Source organism: Streptococcus bouchesdurhonensis (genome assembly GCF_948472335.1).
Map to the genome: position 1 here is coordinate 139194 of NZ_CAOKTW010000004.1, position 18546 is coordinate 157739.

Sequence of the window (18546 nt, forward strand, 5' to 3'; positions counted from 1 at the left end):
TCGTAAAAAAGAAAAAAGATCAGGAAAATTCCTAATCTTCATTCATTTTTATTTGATTTTCTTGGCTAGCATGGTCGCAAAGCGTAGTTGAATACGATTGCCATTTTCATCGCGACGGTGCAAATGGCCTGGATTTTCATTGTACTTAACCAATTCCCAATCCTTGTAATAGTCTGCCAATTCCCCTTCTTTAAAGGTGAATGGGAAGTTCACTGAGCAAGGATAATCCTCCGTGTCCATAGCACAAACGATAAGATTATAGCCACCAACACTGGTTTTATCCTGCATATTTTGAATAATAGCTGGAATGCAGTCTGCTTGTAGAAACATGAGAACAACAGTTGATACGATAAAATCATATTCTTGCCCAATGCTAGCTGAATTGATATCGTAAAGACCAACAGTCATGTCCAGATCTTCTTGCTCCACAATACTTTGCAAGATTTCAAGGGTCAGGTCATTTTGATCTACAGCCGTCACATCAAAACCTTGCTGGGCTAGAAAAAGAGAATTGCGCCCCTGACCACAACCCAAATCCAAAGCTTTCCCTGGTTTTACTGTCTGCATGGCCTCTAGAACCTCTGAATGAAAAGGATTGGTATTGTATTTCTTAGGGAAATAATCCTCAGGTTTACAATAAAATTCCAAGTACCATTCCACATCATCTGTGGCAGCTTCCACTCGGTGCCAGACTTGTGGTTGTGCCATGGGATTATCTGCCCCTGCTTCAAAGAGGTGTTCAGCTAGAACTTCCCTTCTTCTGTCAATTCAATAAACTTGAGAGCTCCCTTCAAGACAGTAATTTTCCCCAAGTCCCAACTTTTGTATTGTGCTTTTGCTGAACAGCTTCAGGCATGGTTTCTTTAGTCTACAAAGGCATGCGTTTATAGGCAACTAATTTTTCCATTTTCAATTCCTCTTTTTATCGCTGATTAACAGCTTTCATCACGCGCGCGATGTCGCGGTTTTGCTCACGACGTTTGATAGACTCTCTCTTATCGTAGTCATGCTTCCCTTTAGCTAAACCTAAAAGAAGCTTGGCATAACCGTCTTTGATATAGACTTTAAGAGGAACCAGGGTCATTCCTGTCCCTTTAGTCTCTTGTTCCAACTTTTGGATTTGCTTTTTATGGAGCAGGAGTTTACGACGACGTTCTGGTTCTTGGTTCCAGATATTGCCCTCTTCGTAAGGAGCGATATGGACATTGCTCAACCAGACCTCTCCATTTTTTACTTGGGCAAAGCCATCCTTGAGATTGATTCGAGCAGCTCGTACACTCTTGATTTCAGTTCCAGTCAGAACCATCCCTGCCTCTAGCGTATCTATGATTGTATAGTCGTGGCGCGCCTTTTTATTTTGTGCGACGACCTTTCCCTCGCCCTTTGCCATGCTTGGCTCCTTTCTTAGCTACTTCCTTGTAAAAAGGTTTCTTTCCTTTTTTCTTCTTGTCTTTTTGTGAATGCTTGCGCTTATCATTTGAGCGTCCTGATTTTCTCTTATCTTCCTTCTTATCTGAACGACGATTTGAACCACGCCCTCTGTCACTACGATTAGACTGTTTTAAGCCTTTTTCAATCACATCAAACTCACTTGGGATGTAAGAGAAGTCAATTTCACCCGTCATCTTGTCGGCTCTTTCAACTCGGATACGGATTTGCTGACCTACACGGAAAGTTGTTCCTGATTTCTCCCCACGAAGAGTCAAATCACGCTCATTGAAATGATAAAATTCAGGTAGATTTGTGATGTGAATCAAGCCTTCAACTGTGTTTGGCAATTCAACAAAGAGACCAAACTTGACAATGCTGGACACAACCGCATCGTACTCTTCGCCCACGTATTCTTCCATATACTCAGCCTTTTTCATGGCTTCGACTTCACGCTCAGCCTCAATGGCACGACGTTCACGGTTGGAAGACTGGGTCGCAATCTCTGGAATCACTTGCTCAAAATGCTCTGCTATTTCCTTAGAACGGCCGTAATCACGAATCATACGGTGAACAAGAAGGTCTGGATAACGACGAATCGGACTAGTAAAGTGAGTATAATAGTCAGCCGCAAGTCCATAATGCCCGTGATTATACTCCGAATAACGAGCCTGCTGCATGGAGCGAAGAAGCATCATGGACAATACATCTGCATAAGGTTCCCCCTCAACTGCTCGCATAATATCTTGAAGTGCCTCTTGACTCATTTCACTAGCAGTCCCATAGATTCGAATACCGAAACTCGAAGCATAATCAATAAACTTCTGAACCTTTTCAGCCTTAGGCTCCTCGTGAATTCGATAGATAAAAGGTAGGTCCAGCTTGCTGAAATGCTCGGCAACTGTTTCATTGGCCATCAACATAAAAGACTCAATCATCCGCTCGGCAACACCACGCTGACGAAGAACGATATCAACAGGCTTACCTTGTTTATCCACTAAAATCTTGGCTTCATTGGTATCGAAATTGAGGGCTCCACGTTTCACACGCATGTTTTCTAGCCTTTCGTGAAGTTTGGCCATAAGTTCGATACTAGGAACAATTTTCTGATACTCTTGTCTCTTTTCCTCGTCGCTTGCTAGGATATCATTGACATCGCTATAGGTCATCCGATAGCTTGTCTTGATAACCGTTTGTGTGATGGTGTAGTTGACTACACGACCATGTTTATCAATCTCCATAATAGCAGACTGGGTCAGACGGTCAACTTGGGGATTGAGAGAACAGATGCCATTTGATAGTCGTTCTGGAAGCATTGGAACCACACGGTCAGTCACATAGACAGAAGTTGCGCGGTTAAGAGCTTCCTTATCAAGGGCAGACCCCTCGGTCACATAGTAGGAAACATCTGCGATGTGAACACCAAGCTCCAGATTTCCATTTTTCAAGGCCTTGATATGCACCGCATCGTCCAAGTCCTTGGCGTCAGCACCATCGATGGTAAAGATAATCTCATCTCTTAGATCCAGACGACCTTCCGTATCCTTTTTAGACGGAGCATCAGGCACACTTTCTGCTTCCTTGACAACAGCTTCTGGAAACTCGGATACAATGTCCATTGATTCCAAGACCTCAAGAACATCAATTCCGACATCTGTTGAGTGTCCCACCACATCGAGAACACTCGCGACAAAGAAATCATGTTTCTTGCTTGGGTATTTATCGATAAAGACCTTGAGAACTTCTGTTCCCTCCAGTTTAAGGGCTGGTTTCTTAACATAGATGGGTTGGCTGATTTTCTGATTTTTCGAACGGATATAGCCTGCATACTTAGGTTTTTCCTGATCCAGAACGATTTGACCTACAACAGTTGTCAAACTGTGTTCTAAGATATCAATAATTTTTGCTTCTGCTGCTGTTCCCTTATTGCGGTCAGCGACTTTCTTAATCACTACCTCAACGGTATCACCATCAATAGCATAGTTGACATCGTTTTTTCCTACAAAAAGGTCGTCCTCCTCGCCTTCCAGACTAACAAAGCCAAAGCCATTTTTATGGGCATGAAAAATCCCCTTGAGGGTAATCTCATGTTTTTTCTTAATTTCTAATGTCAGACTACCATCTTCTTCAAAGCGTATCTGATGCTTTCTTTCCATTAGGGACAAGGTTTTAATCAACTCACGAAAATCCTTGGAACTATCTTTTCCCAAAGCCTGAGCCAAATCATTAACAGTCACCTTTCCCTTATCTTGTAAATATTCTTTTATTCTATCTTTCATATTTTCTTTCTAGATTTTTTAATTTTCTTTTACTGTAAAACCTTCTCAAACATCCTTTCATACTCAATAAAAATCAAAGAGCAAACTAAAAAGCTAGCCGCAGGTTGCTCAAAACACCGTTTTGAGGTTGTGAATAGAACTGACGAAGTCAGCTCAAAATACTGTTTTGAGATTGCAGATGAAAGCTGACGTGGTTTGAAGAGATTTTTGAAGAATATAAAAACAAAAAGAGGCAAAGACCTAGTCCTGCCCATTATTTTCTTATCTACTTGATAATACCGTCAATGCTAAGGCAATGGCTAGCCAGAAAAAGACTAAAATCCCTGTCAAACGCTGCATCACAGCTTCGAAACCGCGTGCTTTACTGCGTTCAAACAAATCACCTGAGCTGGCATCAAATACATTGCTGGATTGGTTTTTAGTTGGTTGCATGAAAATCGCAATCACAATCACAACAGATAATACTAATAAAATGGTTAATAATAGGTTATACATATCAAACTCCTTACAATCCCTATTATTTTACCATAAAATCTACTTAGATTCAAGATGTAGGGTTACTTTTCTTTCCTTGGGACAATACTTTAAAACCTCAATCTTGTCTGGATGGGTTTTTGAATTTTTACTGGTTAGGTAATTGATACTGCCACAAGAGGAGCATTTGAGATTAATTTTTACTCGCACTAGATTTCCTTTACTTTTATTAGACTTCCTGCAAAACTAGAATCCTAGTTCATGATTGATAATGCCAGCAATCAAATTCATTCGTAAGCCGAAGCGTTTACGATGATTTCGATAGGTTGTTGAAAACATTTTAAACGTTTTTATAGTGAAATGAAATAAGAACAGGACAAATCGATCAAGACAGTCAAATCGATTTCTAACAATGTTTTAGAAGTAGAGGTGTACTATTCTAGTTTCAATCTACTATACTTTGTCAAAAATATTCTCAACCTTGATTCTCTCCTTAGATAGCGCATGGTTACAGGCTTTCTCTTCAGCTGTTAGCGGCTTGAGTTTGCTGGATTTACGTGGAGTTTGTGCTTGAGGATATAGCTTCATGATTCCTTGATAACCACTGTCAGACAAGATTTTACCAGCTTGTCCGATATTTCTGCGACTCATTTTGAACAACTTCATATCATGACAATAGTTCACAGTGATCTCCAAAGAAACAATTCTCCCTTGACTTGTGACAATCGCTTGAGCCTTCATAGCGTGGCATTTCTTTTTACCAGAATCATTCGCTAATTGTTTTTTAGGGCGATGGATTTTTACTTCCGTCGCATCAATCATTACCGTGTCCTCAGAACTGAGAGGAGTTCTTGAAATCGTAAAACCACTTTGAACAAGAGTTACTTCAACCCATTGACTCCGATGGGTTAAGTTGCTTTCGTGAATACCAAAATCAGCCGCAATTTCTTCATAAGTTCGATATTCTCGCACATATTGAAGTCGCCATAAGAAGGTCTTCTAAGCTTAGTTTAGGTTTTCGTCCCCCTTTTGCGTGTTTACCTTGATAAGCTGTTTTCAATACAGCTCACATCTCTTCAAAAGTCGTGCGCTGAACAGCAACAAGGAGCTTAAATCGTGTATCAGTTAGTTGTTTACTTGCTTCATAATTTTATTGTATCATATTTTTGTTTCACAGGAAGTCTATTCAAGCTAATCCCACTTCAATCCCACATGTTCGTTCATTTCTTTATAGGCTGTATCAATTCGTTCCTTAGTCGCTTCATCTAACTGGTCACGATGACTGCCACCCTCTATAAAATCTTCCAAGATATAGGTTTGATAATGATATAAAGGATAGCCTTCTGGTGAAAAGGTTCCCTTTGGTGTTCGATTGACCCAAGTAGGATGAGCTTTAGCTGTTCCGATAGTTGTTTTTCCATCCTTCTTCTTAATGGTTACATCCATGAGAACGCCACGTTCAGTCCACTTAGCATTTTCTTCATCTCCCATAGATTCAATCCGTTGATTGGAAATGAAGTTCCCCATTGAATAGATAATGAGTTTCTTGTCTCCATCTTTTTCAACCGTTTCAGATGGTTCCACAACGTGAGGATGCCCTCCAAAGATAATATCCGCCCCCCAATCAATCATCTTGTGATAAAGAGCTTTTTGTTCCTCAGTTGGTTCCAATCGATACTCCACACCCATCTGAGGCATGATAATGGTGATATCTGCTTCCTTCTCTGCCCGTTCAATTTCAGCCTTCATCTTATCTTCGTTTAAATCTGAAAGATAACGATTATAGTCTTCCTGAGAAATATACCGTTCAATTCCATTGAATCCATAGGAATAGGCCAAAAGAGCAACCTTGATTCCATTCACTTCCTTAATGACCAACGGAGCCTGATCACGTGGTTCATGCGTATAAACTCCGATTGGAGTGATTCCAGCTTTTTCAATAATATCGGCCGTTGAAATAACTCCCTCAATTTGCGAATCCAAAATATGATTATGAGCTAAATCTAGCACATGATAACCTGCATCCTTAATGGCATCCATAACTTCAGCAGGAGCATTAAAGAGAGGATAACCCGCTAAATAATGATCCTTATTGATGGTTCCTTCAAAATCACCAATAGCTAAATCTGCTTGCTTGAGCCAAGGTGTCACATACTCAAAATTCTCATGAAAGTCATAGGTACCGTCTTCTTTTTTAGCTGAAAAGAAAAGTCCATCGTGGTAGAGCAAATCCCCATTAGCCATAATTCTGGCAGTTTTTTCCTCTTCCTGCTCCTGAGACTTTTGCTTAGTCCCCTCTTGAGAAATAGTATCTCGTTTTTGACTGGTTAAAGGGATTCCTTGGAAACTTTCAACCAACAAGACCAAGCCCATTGATAAAGCAACTGCTAGCAAGAGTACCGCCACAAATCCTTTATTGCTCCACCTGCGATAACTCCTAAAAAAGTTTACCAAGCCCTTCATAAAACGAAAAGCTAAACCACCCTGATTTCGATTTTGTCTTCTTTTCATCTTCATTCTCCCTACTTTCTTATGCAAGCCTTTTCTTTTTATTATATCATAGATAAGTAATTCTTTCACAATTGATACTCTTCGAAAATCTCTTCAAACCACGTCAGCGTCGCCTTACCGTATATATGTTACCGACTTCGTCAGTTCTATCTACAACCTCAAAGCAGTGCTTTGAGCAACCTACGGCTAGCTTCTTAGTTTGCTCTTTGATTTTCATTGAGTATGAATTGAACTTCCTATCTATTTTCTATAAATCCTAAAGGCTATAATACTTTCAATCCTTGACATTTTGTGATATCATGTAGAGGTAATGAAAGGAGAGAAAATGTCTGCAATAGAACGTATTACAAAAGCTGCTCACTTAATTGATATGAACGATATTATCCGCGAGGGGAACCCAACTCTACGCGCAGTTGCTGAGGAAGTTACTTTCCCCTTATCTGATCAGGAAATCATCCTTGGCGAAAAGATGATGCAATTCCTTAAACATTCCCAAGATCCTGTCATGGCTGAAAAATTGGGACTCCGCGGTGGGGTTGGACTGGCTGCTCCTCAATTGGATATCTCAAAACGCATTATCGCTGTTTTGGTACCTAATATTGTTGAAGAAGGCGAAACTCCGCAGGAAGCCTACGACTTGCAAGCCATTATGTACAATCCAAAAATCGTCTCTCACTCTGTTCAAGACGCTGCTCTTGGTGAAGGAGAAGGTTGCCTGTCTGTAGACCGCAACGTGCCTGGCTATGTTGTTCGCCATGCCCGCGTTACTGTTGACTACTTTGACAAAGATGGAGAAAAACACCGTATCAAACTCAAAGGCTACAACTCCATTGTTGTTCAGCATGAAATTGACCACATTAACGGTATCATGTTTTACGATCGTATCAATGAAAAAGACCCATTTGCAGTTAAAGATGGTTTACTGATTCTAGAATAAAGAAAATCCCGTTGCAAGACGGGGTTTTGTGTTATAATAGAGGCATGAAAACAAATGATATTGTCTATGGCGTCCACGCCGTTACCGAAGCCCTCCTTGCAAATACTGGAAACAAACTCTACCTCCAAGAAAATCTCCGAGGTAAGAATCTTGAGAAAGTCAAGGAACTGGCTACAGAAAAGAAGGTGTCCATTTCTTGGACCTCAAAAAAATCCCTCTCTGAGATGACTGAAGGTGCTGTCCACCAAGGTTTTGTTTTACGAGTGTCCGAATTTGCCTATAGCGAGCTAGATCACATCCTTTCCAAAACACGCCAAGAAGAAAATCCTTTGCTATTGATTCTGGATGGTTTGACTGGCCCTCACAACCTAGGATCCATCCTGAGAACAGCCGATGCGACCAATGTTTCAGGTGTCATCATTCCCAAGCACCGTGCTGTAGGTGTTACCCCCGTCGTTGCCAAAACGGCCACAGGTGCTATCGAGCACGTTCCCATCGCCCGAGTGACCAATCTGAGCCAAACTCTGGACAAAGTCAAGGATGAAGGCTTCTGGACCTTTGGAACGGATATGAACGGTACTCCTTGCCATAAGTGGAATACAAAAGGGAAAATCGCCCTCATCATCGGAAATGAAGGAAAAGGCATCTCTAGCAACATTAAAAAACAGGTCGATGAAATGATTACCATTCCCATGAATGGCCATGTTCAAAGCCTTAATGCCAGTGTTGCTGCGGCCATTCTCATGTACGAAGTTTTCCGAAACAGACTATAAAAAAGTTTCCAGTCATCTGATTGGAAACTTTTTTATGATTAACTATGTTCTGTGATAAATTTATAGGCTTCTTGACCAGCGATAGCTCCATCTCCAACCGCTGTTGTTACTTGGCGAAGGTCTTTCTGGCGAACATCTCCAACTGCAAAGATACCGTCAACTGCAGTTTTCATGTGGTTATCTGTCACAATCCAGCCTGCCTGATCTTGGATATTCAATTCTTTAACAAAATCGCTAAGAGGGTCCAATCCAACATAGATAAAGACGCCACCGAAGGCTTGTTCTGTCACTTGACCTGTTTTCACATTTTCAAATACGACAGATTCTACTCGGTTTTCACCCTTGATTTCCTTCACTACAGAATCCCAGATAAAGCTGATTTTCTCATTCGCAAAGGCGCGGTCTTGTAAAACCTTTTGAGCACGAAGTTGGTCACGACGGTGAACAATGGTAACAGTCTTAGCAAAACGAGTCAAGAAGAGGGCTTCTTCAACAGCTGAATCTCCACCACCAACTACCAACAAATCTTGGTCACGGAAGAAAGCACCATCACACACGGCACAGTAAGAAACACCACGACTGTTCAGTTCTTCTTCTCCAGGTACTCCCAAAGGACGGTGTTTAGAACCAGTTGCTACGATAACGGTACGAGTTTCATATGTTTGGTCGTCAGTCATCACTTTCTTAAAATCACCATGGTCTTCGACATTTTCAACATATCCATAAATGTGCTCAACACCGAGATTTTCAAGCGGTTCAAACATCTTTTCTGCCAATTCAGGTCCACTAATATTAGCATATCCTGGGTAATTTTCGATATCAGATGTATTATTCATCTGACCACCTGGCAGACCACCTTCAATCAAAGCTACTTTCAAATTGCTTCGAGCAGCATACAAGGCTGCAGTCATCCCTGCAGGTCCAGCACCGATAATAATAGTATCGTACATATAGTTTCCTTCTTTCTTGTTGTAACTATCTTTATTCTAACTCTTTCTTGTCAATCACGCAAGGATTATGCCTTGAAAACAAGAATTAAACTCATAACCGCAAAGGATAATACTGGAACAACCAAGACCCCAATCATAATCATATCATAGAGATGGGCTTGGCGAGCCTTGGCTGTCTTATCAACTCCCGACATGGCTCTCAGTCCAATCCAAATTCCTAAAAAAATCAGGACGAGGATGGTGGTTAAGATCAAACTCTCGAAATATAAAGAAAATAGTTGCAGTAGCATGATTTCTCTCATTTCTATCTTTTTAAAGAGTAAACTCAGCTAGTCCAGCTAACTGAGTTTTTCTTTATCTATTATATCAAATATAAGTCCGTTTGTAACTAGCGAAGAATTCTTTTGTCCGCTCTTCTTTAGGATGGTGGATAATCTCATCTGGTGTTCCAGACTCGATGATTTTCCCCTTATCTAAGAAGAGAATCTTATCAGCCACTTGGGCTACAAAGGACATGTCATGACTGACCAAAATCATGGTCTGACCTGACTTAGCAGCATCTGCAATAGACTTCTCTACTTCACCGACCAATTCTGGGTCAAGGGCTGAAGTTGGTTCATCTAAGAGCAAGACATCTGGTTTCATAGCAAGCGCACGCGCCAAGGCAACCCGTTGCTTTTGTCCACCTGATAAATGGCGAGGGTAATGGTTTTCACGATCAGAAAGCCCAACCTTAGCCAACTCTTCCTTGGCAATCTTAGTCGCTTCTTGGTCAGATAATTTCTTGACAACAACCAAGCCTTCTTTCACATTATCAAGTGCTGTACGGCGCTCAAACAAATTAAACTGCTGAAATACCATAGATAACTTGCGACGTAGGGCAAGGATTTCTTCTTGAGTGATTTTAGAAAAATCAACCGAGAAATCATCAATCTGAATCGAGCCACTATCAGGTGTTTCAAGATAATTGAGACTGCGAAGAAAGGTTGATTTTCCAGCTCCTGAAGAACCAATCAAGGCTACAACTTCCCCTTTTTGAATATCCAAGTCCAGATGATCCAAGACAGTCTGTCCTGAAAAGGATTTGCTTAAATTCGAAATCTTAATCATTAACGAAGGTCTCCTTTCACATCTGTTTGCACTGTATCTGGTGCAGAAATAGCCATTTTTCTCTCGATGAAACGACCAAGGCTCTCAATTCCGATATTGACTACCCAATAAACAAGAGCAACGGAGATGAAGCGCTCAAAATAACGATAATCGGCACCACCCAAAATCTGAGCTTGGGCAAAGACTTCCACAACACCCGCACTAAAGGCTAGGGAAGTTCCCTTGGTCAAGCCGATGAGGGAGTTAATCAAGGTTGGAGTCGCCACAACGGCCGCATTTGGAATAATCACGCGACGATAAACTTGTGCTCGGGTCATCCCCAGACTACGTGCCGCCTCAATCTCACCAGGATTGACTGAGAGAATGGCTGCACGAATGGTTTCACTGGCATAAGCTGCCTCATTGAAAGCAAAAGCAACAATCGCAAAAGCTGCTGCTGGAATGGCATTGATATTGAGACCAGTCCCCCATTGCTGATTGAGGGCTTTCAAAGCCAAAGGAATTCCGTAGTAGGTCAACATGAGCTGCACTAAAATCGGTGTCCCTTTTAAGAAACTAACAAAGAAGGCCTGCAAGGGATATAAAATCTTAACACGATTGATCTTCACAATGGCAAAAAGAAGCGCCAAAACCAAGCCAAAAAAGGCACCACCAATTGTCAACATAATCGTTGTTGGAAGTTGTTGAACAATTCTCGGAATTCCATCAAAGACCGAACGCAAGCTAAAAAGCTTGCCATCCAATCAATTGCATCAAGTTTTGATACCAATCTGATGCTAAAATCGTTGTAACATTCATAAAAACATCCTCTCCTGATAATGATTCATTCTACCATACTTCTGCCGTCAATGAAATTATTTGCTACGGTCAGATACAGTCTTTGTCTACCTACTAGTTTATCATACTTTAAAACAGGGAGGTTATATATTTTATCTATCAGAGAGATAAGTAAAAACTATTTCAATCCCAATTCTTCATAAGGTTTTCGATAACCGATTTGTTTAACAGTTCCATTTTCTACTAAAATTGGCCGTTTTAACAACATGCCGTCGCTTGCTAGCAACTCAGCTGCTTCTTGGTTTGACAGACTTCCTACCTTATCTTTTAACCCTAATTCACGGTATTTGATTCCACTGGTGTTAAAAAATTGCTTCAATTCAAACCCTGAGGTTTCCAGCCAGTTTAAAATAACTTCTTGGCTAGGTGTTTCTTCGGCGATATGGACGGCTTTGTAGTCCACACCGAGTTGGTTTAATTCTTGTTTTGCTTTTTTACAAGTTGAACATTTTGGGTATTCGATAAATTCTAACATGTCTTTCACTTTCTATTATTTATATCTTTAAAATCTGCGCCTTCATACTCCAAGAGCCAGGCTTTCTTTTCCACTCCTGCGGCATAACCAGTCAGACGCTTGCCTGCTCCCAGCACACGGTGACAAGGTACTAGAATAGACCAAGGATTGCGTCCTACCGCTCCACCAATTGCTTGAGCAGAAGGCACTTGCAGGTCTTGGGCTATTTGCCCATATGTCACTGTCTGACCATAAGGAATTCCCTGTAAATAGTCCCAAACTCGCTTTTCAAAATCCGTTCCAATTGGAGCCAAGGGCAAGTCGGATAAATCCTTAGGCTTGCCTTTAAAGTAAGCATCTAAGCAAGTAATAACTGGGTCTAAAATGGGATGACTAACAACTGCTTCTATCGTCTCATCTCCTAGTCCCCTCTCAAAATGCTTCTGCTCCTGAACCCAAATTCCATACAAATAATGGTCATCAGCTACGAGAGAAAGGGAGCCAATCGGCGAAGAATAGAGCATTTTTACATACTTCTTTTGCATTATTTCTTTAATTTTTGATAGGCCAAGCGTTCGCCATCAACTGGAACCTTACCAACCTGTTTAAAACCGAGTTTTTCAAAAATATGCTGCATAGCTTTGTTTTCAGCATGCGTATCTGAGCGAAAATCTAGATATCAAAACCTTCAATCAAGCCCTCTAAAAAGGTTTGAGCAACTCCCTGTCCCTGCACATCTGCTGCCACAGCAATACGGTGAAAGACTAGGTACTCTGACTCCCCAACTTGCCAGTTGCCTTCATAAATGGCTTCATAGGCTGCCTCTGGACTCTTGGTCACAGCAGCATAGGCTAGTAGTTCTCCCTCTTCCAAGGCTACATAGGCTTGACCTGAGATAATATCTTCAATAATAATATCAGCATTTGGATAACCATTTTGCCACTGGTCACTACCAGCATCCGCTAAACATTTTTTAGCATCCTCCATCACTTGCATGATGTCATCTACTTCATTTGGAAAAGCTAAACGAATCTCCATCTTTTCTCCTCATTTCTGACTAGTTTCTCCCATCCTAGCATAATTTAAGTCTTTCTACAAGCAGTTAAAACTTGACTTTCTGTTTTTGTTATTTTATAATCTAGTTATTAAAACTAGATAAAAAGGAGTTGAAAATGAAAACTACCTTTTCCTACCCAAAATGGGCAGAAATTCCAAATATTGACCTCTATCTGGACCAGGTTTTACTCTATGTCAATCAGGTCTGTGCCCCTATCTCTCCTGATAAAGACAAAGGCCTGACAGCATCTATGGTTAACAATTATGTCAAACATGGTTACCTGACAAAACCTGACAAGAAAAAATACCAACGTCAACAGATTGCCCGTCTGATTGCTATCACAACCCTCAAGTCTGTATTTTCGATTCAAGAAATCGCTCAGACACTGAATACTCTACAAAGTCAAGCAAGTTCAGAGCAACTCTACGATGCTTTTGTGAACTACATGAACCAAGGAATTGACCCAGCTAACCCTATCATCCAAACCAGCTGCCAAACCGTTAAACTCTATCATCAAACCCTAGCCTTAATCCATCATACTCAAGAGGAGGTAATCCAATGAACACTAGTCTTAAACTCAGCAAACAACTCAGTTTCGGAGAAGAGATTGCTAATAGTGTGACCCATGCTGTGGGTGCAGTCATCATGCTCATCTTACTCCCTATTTCATCCACCTATAGTTACGAAGCACATGGCTTTTTATCCTCTATCGGCGTTTCCATTTTCGTTATCAGTCTCTTTCTCATGTTCCTCTCATCCACCATTTACCACTCTATGGCCTATGGTTCGACCCACAAATACGTCTTGAGAATTATTGACCATTCTATGATTTATGTGGCTATCGCAGGCTCTTATACGCCAGTCGTCTTAACCTTGATGAATAACTGGTTTGGCTATCTGATTATTGCTATCCAATGGGGAACGACCATCTTTGGTATTCTCTATAAAATCCTTGCTAAAAAAGTCAATGAAAAATTTAGCCTTGCTCTTTACCTGATTATGGGCTGGTTGGTTCTGGCTATCATTCCTGCCATTATCAGTCAAACGACACCAATTTTCTGGAGTCTCATGGTAACTGGCGGACTCTCTTATACAGTTGGGGCTGGATTTTACGCCAAGAAAAAACCTTATTTCCACATGATTTGGCATCTCTTTATCCTAGCTGCGTCCGCACTCCAATACATCGCCATTGTTTATTACATGTAAAACTCTAAGCAGGCAGAGCCTGCTTAGAGTTTTATAATCGAATTTCCTAAAGAGGAAGCAATATGAAAGCCGTCATTGCTTGTGCTCATAAGATCTTCAGAATCATTTACAAACTACTCTCCACCAAGCATACTTATCAAAAAGAAAAGGCGCTAGGACTGAGGAAACATTTCTAACGCAAAAACTAAAAAAATTTCAATTATAGTATAGCACAGGAAGTGATTTTTTGCGCTTTTTTACTATCTTTTTTCTTCACATATATTTATAAAGTACTGGTGCAAGCTTACATCATCAGTCAATTCAGGATGAAAAGAAGTTACCAACATATTTTTTTCTTGGGCTGCAACGATTTGATTATTCACTGTTGCTAGAATTTCTACATCTTCTCCAACACTGCTGATAATTGGACCACGGATAAAGGTCATTGGAATCTGACCAACTCCCTTACATTCTGCTTCCGTATAGAAACTTCCTAATTGGCGCCCATAGGCATTGCGCTCGACCACCATATCCATAGTTCCTAGATGACTCTCTTTCTGAGAAGTAATTTCCTTAGCCAGCAAAATCAAGCCTGCACAGGTTCCAAATACTGGTAAACCAGATAGAATGGCTTCTCGAATGGGAATCAGCATGTCCTGGTCTCGTAAGAGCTTGCCCATGGTTGTAGACTCACCACCAGGCAAAATCAAACCCGACAAGTCACTCTGAGATTTCTGAAAATCCTCTAAATTTCTGATTTCAACACTCTCGACACCTAATTGATCTAGCACTTTTGCATGCTCTGCAAAGGCACCTTGCAAGGCCAATATTCCGATTTTCATCTATTTTCCTCGCTCAGCCATGAGAATTTGGATCTCATTTTCATTGATACCAACCATAGCTTCTCCTAGATCTTCAGAGATTTGAGCTAGGATTTGAGGATTACGGAAGTTAGTCACAGCCTTAACAATGGCACTCGCTCGTTTAACAGGATCGCCTGACTTAAAAATACCTGAACCGACAAATACACCCTCTGCCCCTAATTGCATCATAAGTGCAGCATCTGCTGGCGTTGCAACGCCTCCAGCTGCGAAGTTTACAACTGGCAATTTCCCATGTTCATGGACGTATTGAACCAATTCTACAGGGACTTGCAATTCCTTGGCAGCAACATAAAGTTCGTCCTCGCGTAGGTTTTGAATACGGCGAATTTCCTGATTCATCATACGCATATGGCGAACAGCTTGGACAATATCTCCTGTACCGGTTCTCTCCTTTAGTACGAATCATGGAAGCACCTTCAGCGATACGACGCAAGGCTTCCCCCAAGTCCTTAGCTCCACAGACAAAAGGTACTTGAAATTCTTTCTTGTCCACATGGAAACGATCGTCAGCTGGAGATAAAACTTCACTCTCATCGATATAGTCAATCTCAATAGCCTCTAAAATCTGAGCTTCAACAAAATGCCCGATTCTAACCTTAGCCATCACTGGAATGCTAACCGCTTCTTGGATTTCCTTAATCATCTTTGGATCACTCATACGGGAAACACCACCAGCTGCACGAATATCAGCTGGAATCCGCTCCAAAGCCATAACAGCAGCCGCACCAGCAGCCTCTGCAATACGAGCCTGTTCAGGATTTTGAACGTCCATGATAACCCCACCTTTGAGCATCTGTGCCAAATTTTTATTTAATTCATAACGATTTTCAGTCATTTGTTTTATCCTCATCATTTATATTGGTAGCTACCATTTCATTTTAAAATAGAACAGAGTGAATCACAAGATAAAAAAAGAAGAATTGTGTGGGTACAGATTGAATCGAGTAGGGGCTAAGACTAGTCCCTCTCACACCACCGTAGGTGCCGTTCGGCATAGGGCAGTTCAACTAATACTCATATCTATTTTCAAAAAGCATTCTGGTTCATTCTCTTTTAACGATGGACTTTACAACACTCCTCTCTAATCCTTGTATGATCTCTTGAAATGTATCAATGCCAGCTTCCAAGGTTTGAAATGCTTTATTCTGGAAGCCACCTTCACCAAGCTCTTTCTGCATCTGTTCAATAGGATTCATCTCTGGCCTGTATGGGGGAATAAAGGGAAAGCCAATATGATTTGGAATAGTTAAGCTACTTGATGGATGCCCTAGGGCATGATCCATGACTAGTAAAATAAAATCAGTTGGATAGGCCTGTGACAGTTCTTGTAAACAAGCTTTCCTCCATTCAGTATGGCATCCTCCAAGCAAGCAGGAAAAAGGATGCTCCTCTATAAGCATCAACAGCTCTCTAACAGTAAGAGAATTCATGCACGGAATGACTATGGACAGGAGGACCTATTCCTTTAGGTGGCTAACAAGATCCTAGTTTACTGCCTATCCGAAACCAGTCTCATCTTTGATGCATGAACCCAAGCTTACGAAAGCATCTACTATCTTTAAAGCGTTTTCTTACCTTCTTGAATAGAGATGGGATGTTTAGACGCGGCAATGGTTTGAGCGCCTGCTTTCTTAGGATCTAGGGCAACAGTGCGCCAGCTATGTCGCTTCAACAGTTGACAGAAAGCATCACCTGTGTAGGAACGACTAATCTCCTTTTGATAGGACTGAAGAAATGGAGTATCACTAAACCTCCTGAGAAACAATCTCTAGAACACTTGTCCTACAACGGCCTGTATATCCTAGTAGGTACGTTATAAGCAATGAATTCATTTTTATTACAATTCAATCTAGATTTTGCAGGAAATCTACTGTAACAACTTCCTCTTCCTCTGAAGTTTTCAAATGACTGGAAAACTATCTATTCCTTGACTGTCATATAAACGTGGTTACAACCACCACGTCTTTCTTGAAGGAGAGAGTCCGAACCTAACTCCTCATCCTTCTTTAAATTTCACCAAACTACAGTCTAGACGCTCTATCATCTCTTGATAGGATTTTCCCATCAAACAAAGCAGAACGATTGGAAGACTTTGTGTTAGAGGCTTAGTAAGGTCTTTAAAGAGAAAGGTGATTTCTTGTTTAGCTAATTTCATGTTACTATCGTACAATGCTTTTTGAAGTATGTCTAGTATTAACCACTCTTTTCATCACCCCACTACAAGTTGATAAAGAGCCACAAAACTTCAAGACTTTTCTAAGTATTTTCGATATAAGCATTAAATATATTTCAGAAAAAGCAACATTAACCTCCCTTATACTCAATGAAAATCAAAGAGCAAACTAGGAAGCTAGCCGCAAGCTGTACTTGAGTACGGTAAGGCGACGCTGACGCGGTTTGAATTTGATTTTCGAAGAGTATTAACTGAAACAAACTCAAGTTCACTAAATTGGTTAATAATTCTTTTCAAGTCTTTATCTGCTTTTTTCTCTGACACATCATATTCAGATGTTAATTTTCTCAATAAGTGGTCATATGAAATTGAAGTATCAATTTTAGACCATATAAAAAGATTTCTCTCTCCATCACTTATAACATTGATTTTACTTCGAGTATCCTTTAAATTATCATTAATATCAATCCATTAATTGTAATTTCTCCTGAATCTTGTTTTAGAAGCGTTGTCATCATTTTTATTAAGGTTGTTTTGCCTGCCCCATTTTCTCCTAAAACTCCAATTATTTTTCCTCTTGGAATTTTTAATGAAACATTATTAATAGCTTACTTTTTCTTTTTAGTAAATTAATCTTCGTTTTTGTAAGATAACTTTTAGATACATTTTTTACTTCTAACATCGGAATTCTCCTAAATTGTTAAATATTCGATCACTTTCTTCTCCATCTTTTTATAACTGAGCAAGCCAATCACAATAAAAACTAATGAGAGAAGTAAAACTTTAAAAATCAATAGACATAGTTGAAGCGATTCCAAATCTCCAGAAGATATTAGTCTAACTATCTCTAAGCCATAAGTAATTGGTAATAAATCACCAACACATTTTAGAAAATCAAGAAGCACTGTCCTAGGAAATGTAACACCAGATACTAAAAATATCAAAATAAATAACGTATTCTGACTTATAAATGTATCTCTTAACCAGAGCATTATGTTAGCAACAAAAACACTCATAGAAAATGATATTAAAACAATAACAACATAACTCTCAACAGCCAATAGGATATTGGAGTTGCCATGAACTTTGCACCGAGCAAAATAGAAATAATAAAAAGTGAACAAAACTCCATAAAAGTTCTTCCAAGCTGTTCAATGAACACGCCTATATAATAGCTGAAAATACTATATGGAGTTATAAATAAGCTTTCCAAGGTTCCCTCTCGAACCTCAACCATCAATGAACGCCCTACATTCATCAAAATAGCAACAGCAACATTGTAGTAAAGCATCCCAGCAGCAGCGAAAGTAAAATAATCAATCACTTCTACTTGACTAACTACTAATTTGTTATTAAAAAGATAATGAGCAATTAACCAATACCCTAAAAGCTGAAAAATGGCATCTAACAATCGATTCAGGAATAGAGCTACTGGAAAAAATCTAGTATACATTTGAAAATTCTAATTATTAATGCCTTAATCAACTTTCGATA

Annotated in this window: 16 protein-coding genes and 8 pseudogenes; 4 read left to right on the plus strand and 20 right to left on the minus strand. The window is 40.2% G+C overall.

Annotated elements, in window-relative coordinates; genetic code table 11:
* Window positions 1-48 precede the first annotated feature (48 nt).
* The 8 genes and pseudogenes from tehB to QMQ21_RS08180 form a co-directional block, all read right to left on the minus strand.
* Window positions 49-856, minus strand: a pseudogene (tehB, locus tag QMQ21_RS08145) (SAM-dependent methyltransferase TehB).
* A 66-nt stretch (window positions 857-922) separates the two neighbouring features.
* Window positions 923-1390, minus strand: coding sequence for an SsrA-binding protein SmpB (gene smpB, locus QMQ21_RS08150; RefSeq protein WP_001051744.1), 468 nt, complete (start codon window positions 1388-1390; stop codon window positions 923-925).
* Entirely contained in the window at window positions 1353-3707 is a 2355-nt protein-coding gene (gene rnr / locus QMQ21_RS08155) for a ribonuclease R (protein ID WP_023937384.1), read from the minus strand. Before rnr ends, smpB begins: the two co-directional genes overlap by 38 nt.
* A gap of 261 nt (window positions 3708-3968) precedes the next feature.
* Window positions 3969-4202 carry a preprotein translocase subunit SecG gene (secG, locus tag QMQ21_RS08160; protein WP_000282517.1) on the minus strand — a complete coding sequence of 78 codons (234 nt, stop codon included), beginning with the start codon at window positions 4200-4202 and terminating at the stop codon, window positions 3969-3971.
* Window positions 4203-4241: 39 nt separating this feature from the next.
* Window positions 4242-4391, minus strand: a complete 150-nt coding sequence (gene rpmG / locus QMQ21_RS08165; protein WP_001809104.1) for a 50S ribosomal protein L33 — start codon at window positions 4389-4391, stop codon at window positions 4242-4244.
* Between the two features lie 36 nt (window positions 4392-4427).
* Window positions 4428-4535 (minus strand): annotated as a pseudogene (locus QMQ21_RS08170) (IS5/IS1182 family transposase); the annotation flags it as partial.
* Window positions 4536-4639: 104 nt separating this feature from the next.
* Window positions 4640-5331, minus strand: a pseudogene (locus QMQ21_RS08175) (IS5 family transposase); the annotation flags it as partial.
* A gap of 41 nt (window positions 5332-5372) precedes the next feature.
* Window positions 5373-6692, minus strand: a complete 1320-nt coding sequence (locus QMQ21_RS08180; protein WP_000830204.1) for a CapA family protein — start codon at window positions 6690-6692, stop codon at window positions 5373-5375.
* Between the two features lie 325 nt (window positions 6693-7017).
* On the opposite strand from QMQ21_RS08180, the gene def reads away from it, so the two are divergent.
* Window positions 7018-7629 carry a peptide deformylase gene (gene def, locus QMQ21_RS08185; RefSeq protein ID WP_001272952.1) on the plus strand — a complete coding sequence of 204 codons (612 nt, stop codon included), beginning with the start codon at window positions 7018-7020 and terminating at the stop codon, window positions 7627-7629.
* A gap of 44 nt (window positions 7630-7673) precedes the next feature.
* On the plus strand, window positions 7674-8402 hold the full coding sequence (gene rlmB, locus QMQ21_RS08190; RefSeq protein ID WP_000855766.1) for a 23S rRNA (guanosine(2251)-2'-O)-methyltransferase RlmB: 729 nt from the start codon (window positions 7674-7676) through the stop codon (window positions 8400-8402).
* Window positions 8403-8440: 38 nt separating this feature from the next.
* Here rlmB and trxB read toward each other — a convergent pair whose 3' ends face one another.
* From trxB to QMQ21_RS08225, 7 genes and pseudogenes are all read right to left on the minus strand, one after another.
* Window positions 8441-9352, minus strand: coding sequence for a thioredoxin-disulfide reductase (gene trxB, locus QMQ21_RS08195; RefSeq protein WP_000272299.1), 912 nt, complete (start codon window positions 9350-9352; stop codon window positions 8441-8443).
* A 65-nt stretch (window positions 9353-9417) separates the two neighbouring features.
* Window positions 9418-9642, minus strand: coding sequence for a DUF4059 family protein (locus QMQ21_RS08200; protein WP_000926599.1), 225 nt, complete (start codon window positions 9640-9642; stop codon window positions 9418-9420).
* Between the two features lie 76 nt (window positions 9643-9718).
* Window positions 9719-10462, minus strand: a complete 744-nt coding sequence (locus QMQ21_RS08205; protein ID WP_000590965.1) for an amino acid ABC transporter ATP-binding protein — start codon at window positions 10460-10462, stop codon at window positions 9719-9721.
* A pseudogene (locus QMQ21_RS08210) lies at window positions 10462-11260 on the minus strand (amino acid ABC transporter permease). Before QMQ21_RS08210 ends, QMQ21_RS08205 begins: the two are co-directional and overlap by 1 nt.
* 157 nt (window positions 11261-11417) lie before the next feature.
* Window positions 11418-11774, minus strand: coding sequence for an arsenate reductase family protein (locus QMQ21_RS08215; RefSeq protein ID WP_023934080.1), 357 nt, complete (start codon window positions 11772-11774; stop codon window positions 11418-11420).
* Between the two features lie 5 nt (window positions 11775-11779).
* A complete protein-coding gene (locus QMQ21_RS08220; protein ID WP_023934081.1) occupies window positions 11780-12298 on the minus strand; it encodes a methylated-DNA--[protein]-cysteine S-methyltransferase in 519 nt (172 codons plus the stop codon).
* A pseudogene (locus QMQ21_RS08225) lies at window positions 12298-12791 on the minus strand (GNAT family N-acetyltransferase). The gene QMQ21_RS08220 and the pseudogene QMQ21_RS08225 overlap by 1 nt, the downstream one beginning before the upstream one ends.
* Before the next feature lie 134 nt (window positions 12792-12925).
* Between QMQ21_RS08225 and QMQ21_RS08230 the strand changes: the two are divergent.
* Window positions 12926-13372 carry a DUF1836 domain-containing protein gene (locus tag QMQ21_RS08230; RefSeq protein WP_000858721.1) on the plus strand — a complete coding sequence of 149 codons (447 nt, stop codon included), beginning with the start codon at window positions 12926-12928 and terminating at the stop codon, window positions 13370-13372.
* Window positions 13369-14016, plus strand: coding sequence for a PAQR family membrane homeostasis protein TrhA (gene trhA / locus QMQ21_RS08235; RefSeq protein WP_001097999.1), 648 nt, complete (start codon window positions 13369-13371; stop codon window positions 14014-14016). The genes QMQ21_RS08230 and trhA overlap by 4 nt, the downstream gene beginning before the upstream one ends.
* A 239-nt stretch (window positions 14017-14255) precedes the next feature.
* Here the strand turns inward: trhA and pdxT are convergent, their stop codons facing one another.
* From pdxT to QMQ21_RS08265, 5 genes and pseudogenes are all read right to left on the minus strand, one after another.
* The gene (pdxT, locus tag QMQ21_RS08240) at window positions 14256-14837 is read right to left on the minus strand and encodes a pyridoxal 5'-phosphate synthase glutaminase subunit PdxT (RefSeq protein WP_023937432.1); all 582 of its coding nucleotides are present in this window, start codon (window positions 14835-14837) and stop codon (window positions 14256-14258) included.
* Window positions 14838-15714 (minus strand): annotated as a pseudogene (gene pdxS, locus QMQ21_RS08245) (pyridoxal 5'-phosphate synthase lyase subunit PdxS).
* Window positions 15715-15922: 208 nt separating this feature from the next.
* A pseudogene (locus tag QMQ21_RS08250) lies at window positions 15923-16968 on the minus strand (transposase); the annotation flags it as partial.
* A gap of 548 nt (window positions 16969-17516) precedes the next feature.
* Window positions 17517-17660: pseudogene (locus QMQ21_RS08260) on the minus strand (ATP-binding cassette domain-containing protein); the annotation flags it as partial.
* A gap of 419 nt (window positions 17661-18079) precedes the next feature.
* Window positions 18080-18505, minus strand: coding sequence for a hypothetical protein (locus QMQ21_RS08265; RefSeq protein ID WP_261814237.1), 426 nt, complete (start codon window positions 18503-18505; stop codon window positions 18080-18082).
* Window positions 18506-18546 lie beyond the last annotated feature (41 nt).

What these genes read in the sequence shown, in the direction of transcription:
- QMQ21_RS08215 (WP_023934080.1), bottom strand. Translation starts at nt 11,774, where the DNA reads ATGTTAGAATTTATCGAATACCCAAAATGTTCAACTTGTAAAAAAGCA.
- QMQ21_RS08230 (WP_000858721.1), top strand. Translation starts at nt 12,926, where the DNA reads ATGAAAACTACCTTTTCCTACCCAAAATGGGCAGAAATTCCAAATATT.
- pdxT (WP_023937432.1), bottom strand. Translation starts at nt 14,837, where the DNA reads ATGAAAATCGGAATATTGGCCTTGCAAGGTGCCTTTGCAGAGCATGCA.
- secG (WP_000282517.1), bottom strand. Translation starts at nt 4,202, where the DNA reads ATGTATAACCTATTATTAACCATTTTATTAGTATTATCTGTTGTGATT.
- QMQ21_RS08180 (WP_000830204.1), bottom strand. Translation starts at nt 6,692, where the DNA reads ATGAAAAGAAGACAAAATCGAAATCAGGGTGGTTTAGCTTTTCGTTTT.
- QMQ21_RS08200 (WP_000926599.1), bottom strand. Translation starts at nt 9,642, where the DNA reads ATGCTACTGCAACTATTTTCTTTATATTTCGAGAGTTTGATCTTAACC.
- smpB (WP_001051744.1), bottom strand. Translation starts at nt 1,390, where the DNA reads ATGGCAAAGGGCGAGGGAAAGGTCGTCGCACAAAATAAAAAGGCGCGC.
- QMQ21_RS08265 (WP_261814237.1), bottom strand. Translation starts at nt 18,505, where the DNA reads ATGTATACTAGATTTTTTCCAGTAGCTCTATTCCTGAATCGATTGTTA.
- QMQ21_RS08205 (WP_000590965.1), bottom strand. Translation starts at nt 10,462, where the DNA reads ATGATTAAGATTTCGAATTTAAGCAAATCCTTTTCAGGACAGACTGTC.
- trxB (WP_000272299.1), bottom strand. Translation starts at nt 9,352, where the DNA reads ATGTACGATACTATTATTATCGGTGCTGGACCTGCAGGGATGACTGCA.
- def (WP_001272952.1), top strand. Translation starts at nt 7,018, where the DNA reads ATGTCTGCAATAGAACGTATTACAAAAGCTGCTCACTTAATTGATATG.
- rlmB (WP_000855766.1), top strand. Translation starts at nt 7,674, where the DNA reads ATGAAAACAAATGATATTGTCTATGGCGTCCACGCCGTTACCGAAGCC.
- rnr (WP_023937384.1), bottom strand. Translation starts at nt 3,707, where the DNA reads ATGAAAGATAGAATAAAAGAATATTTACAAGATAAGGGAAAGGTGACT.
- trhA (WP_001097999.1), top strand. Translation starts at nt 13,369, where the DNA reads ATGAACACTAGTCTTAAACTCAGCAAACAACTCAGTTTCGGAGAAGAG.
- QMQ21_RS08220 (WP_023934081.1), bottom strand. Translation starts at nt 12,298, where the DNA reads ATGCAAAAGAAGTATGTAAAAATGCTCTATTCTTCGCCGATTGGCTCC.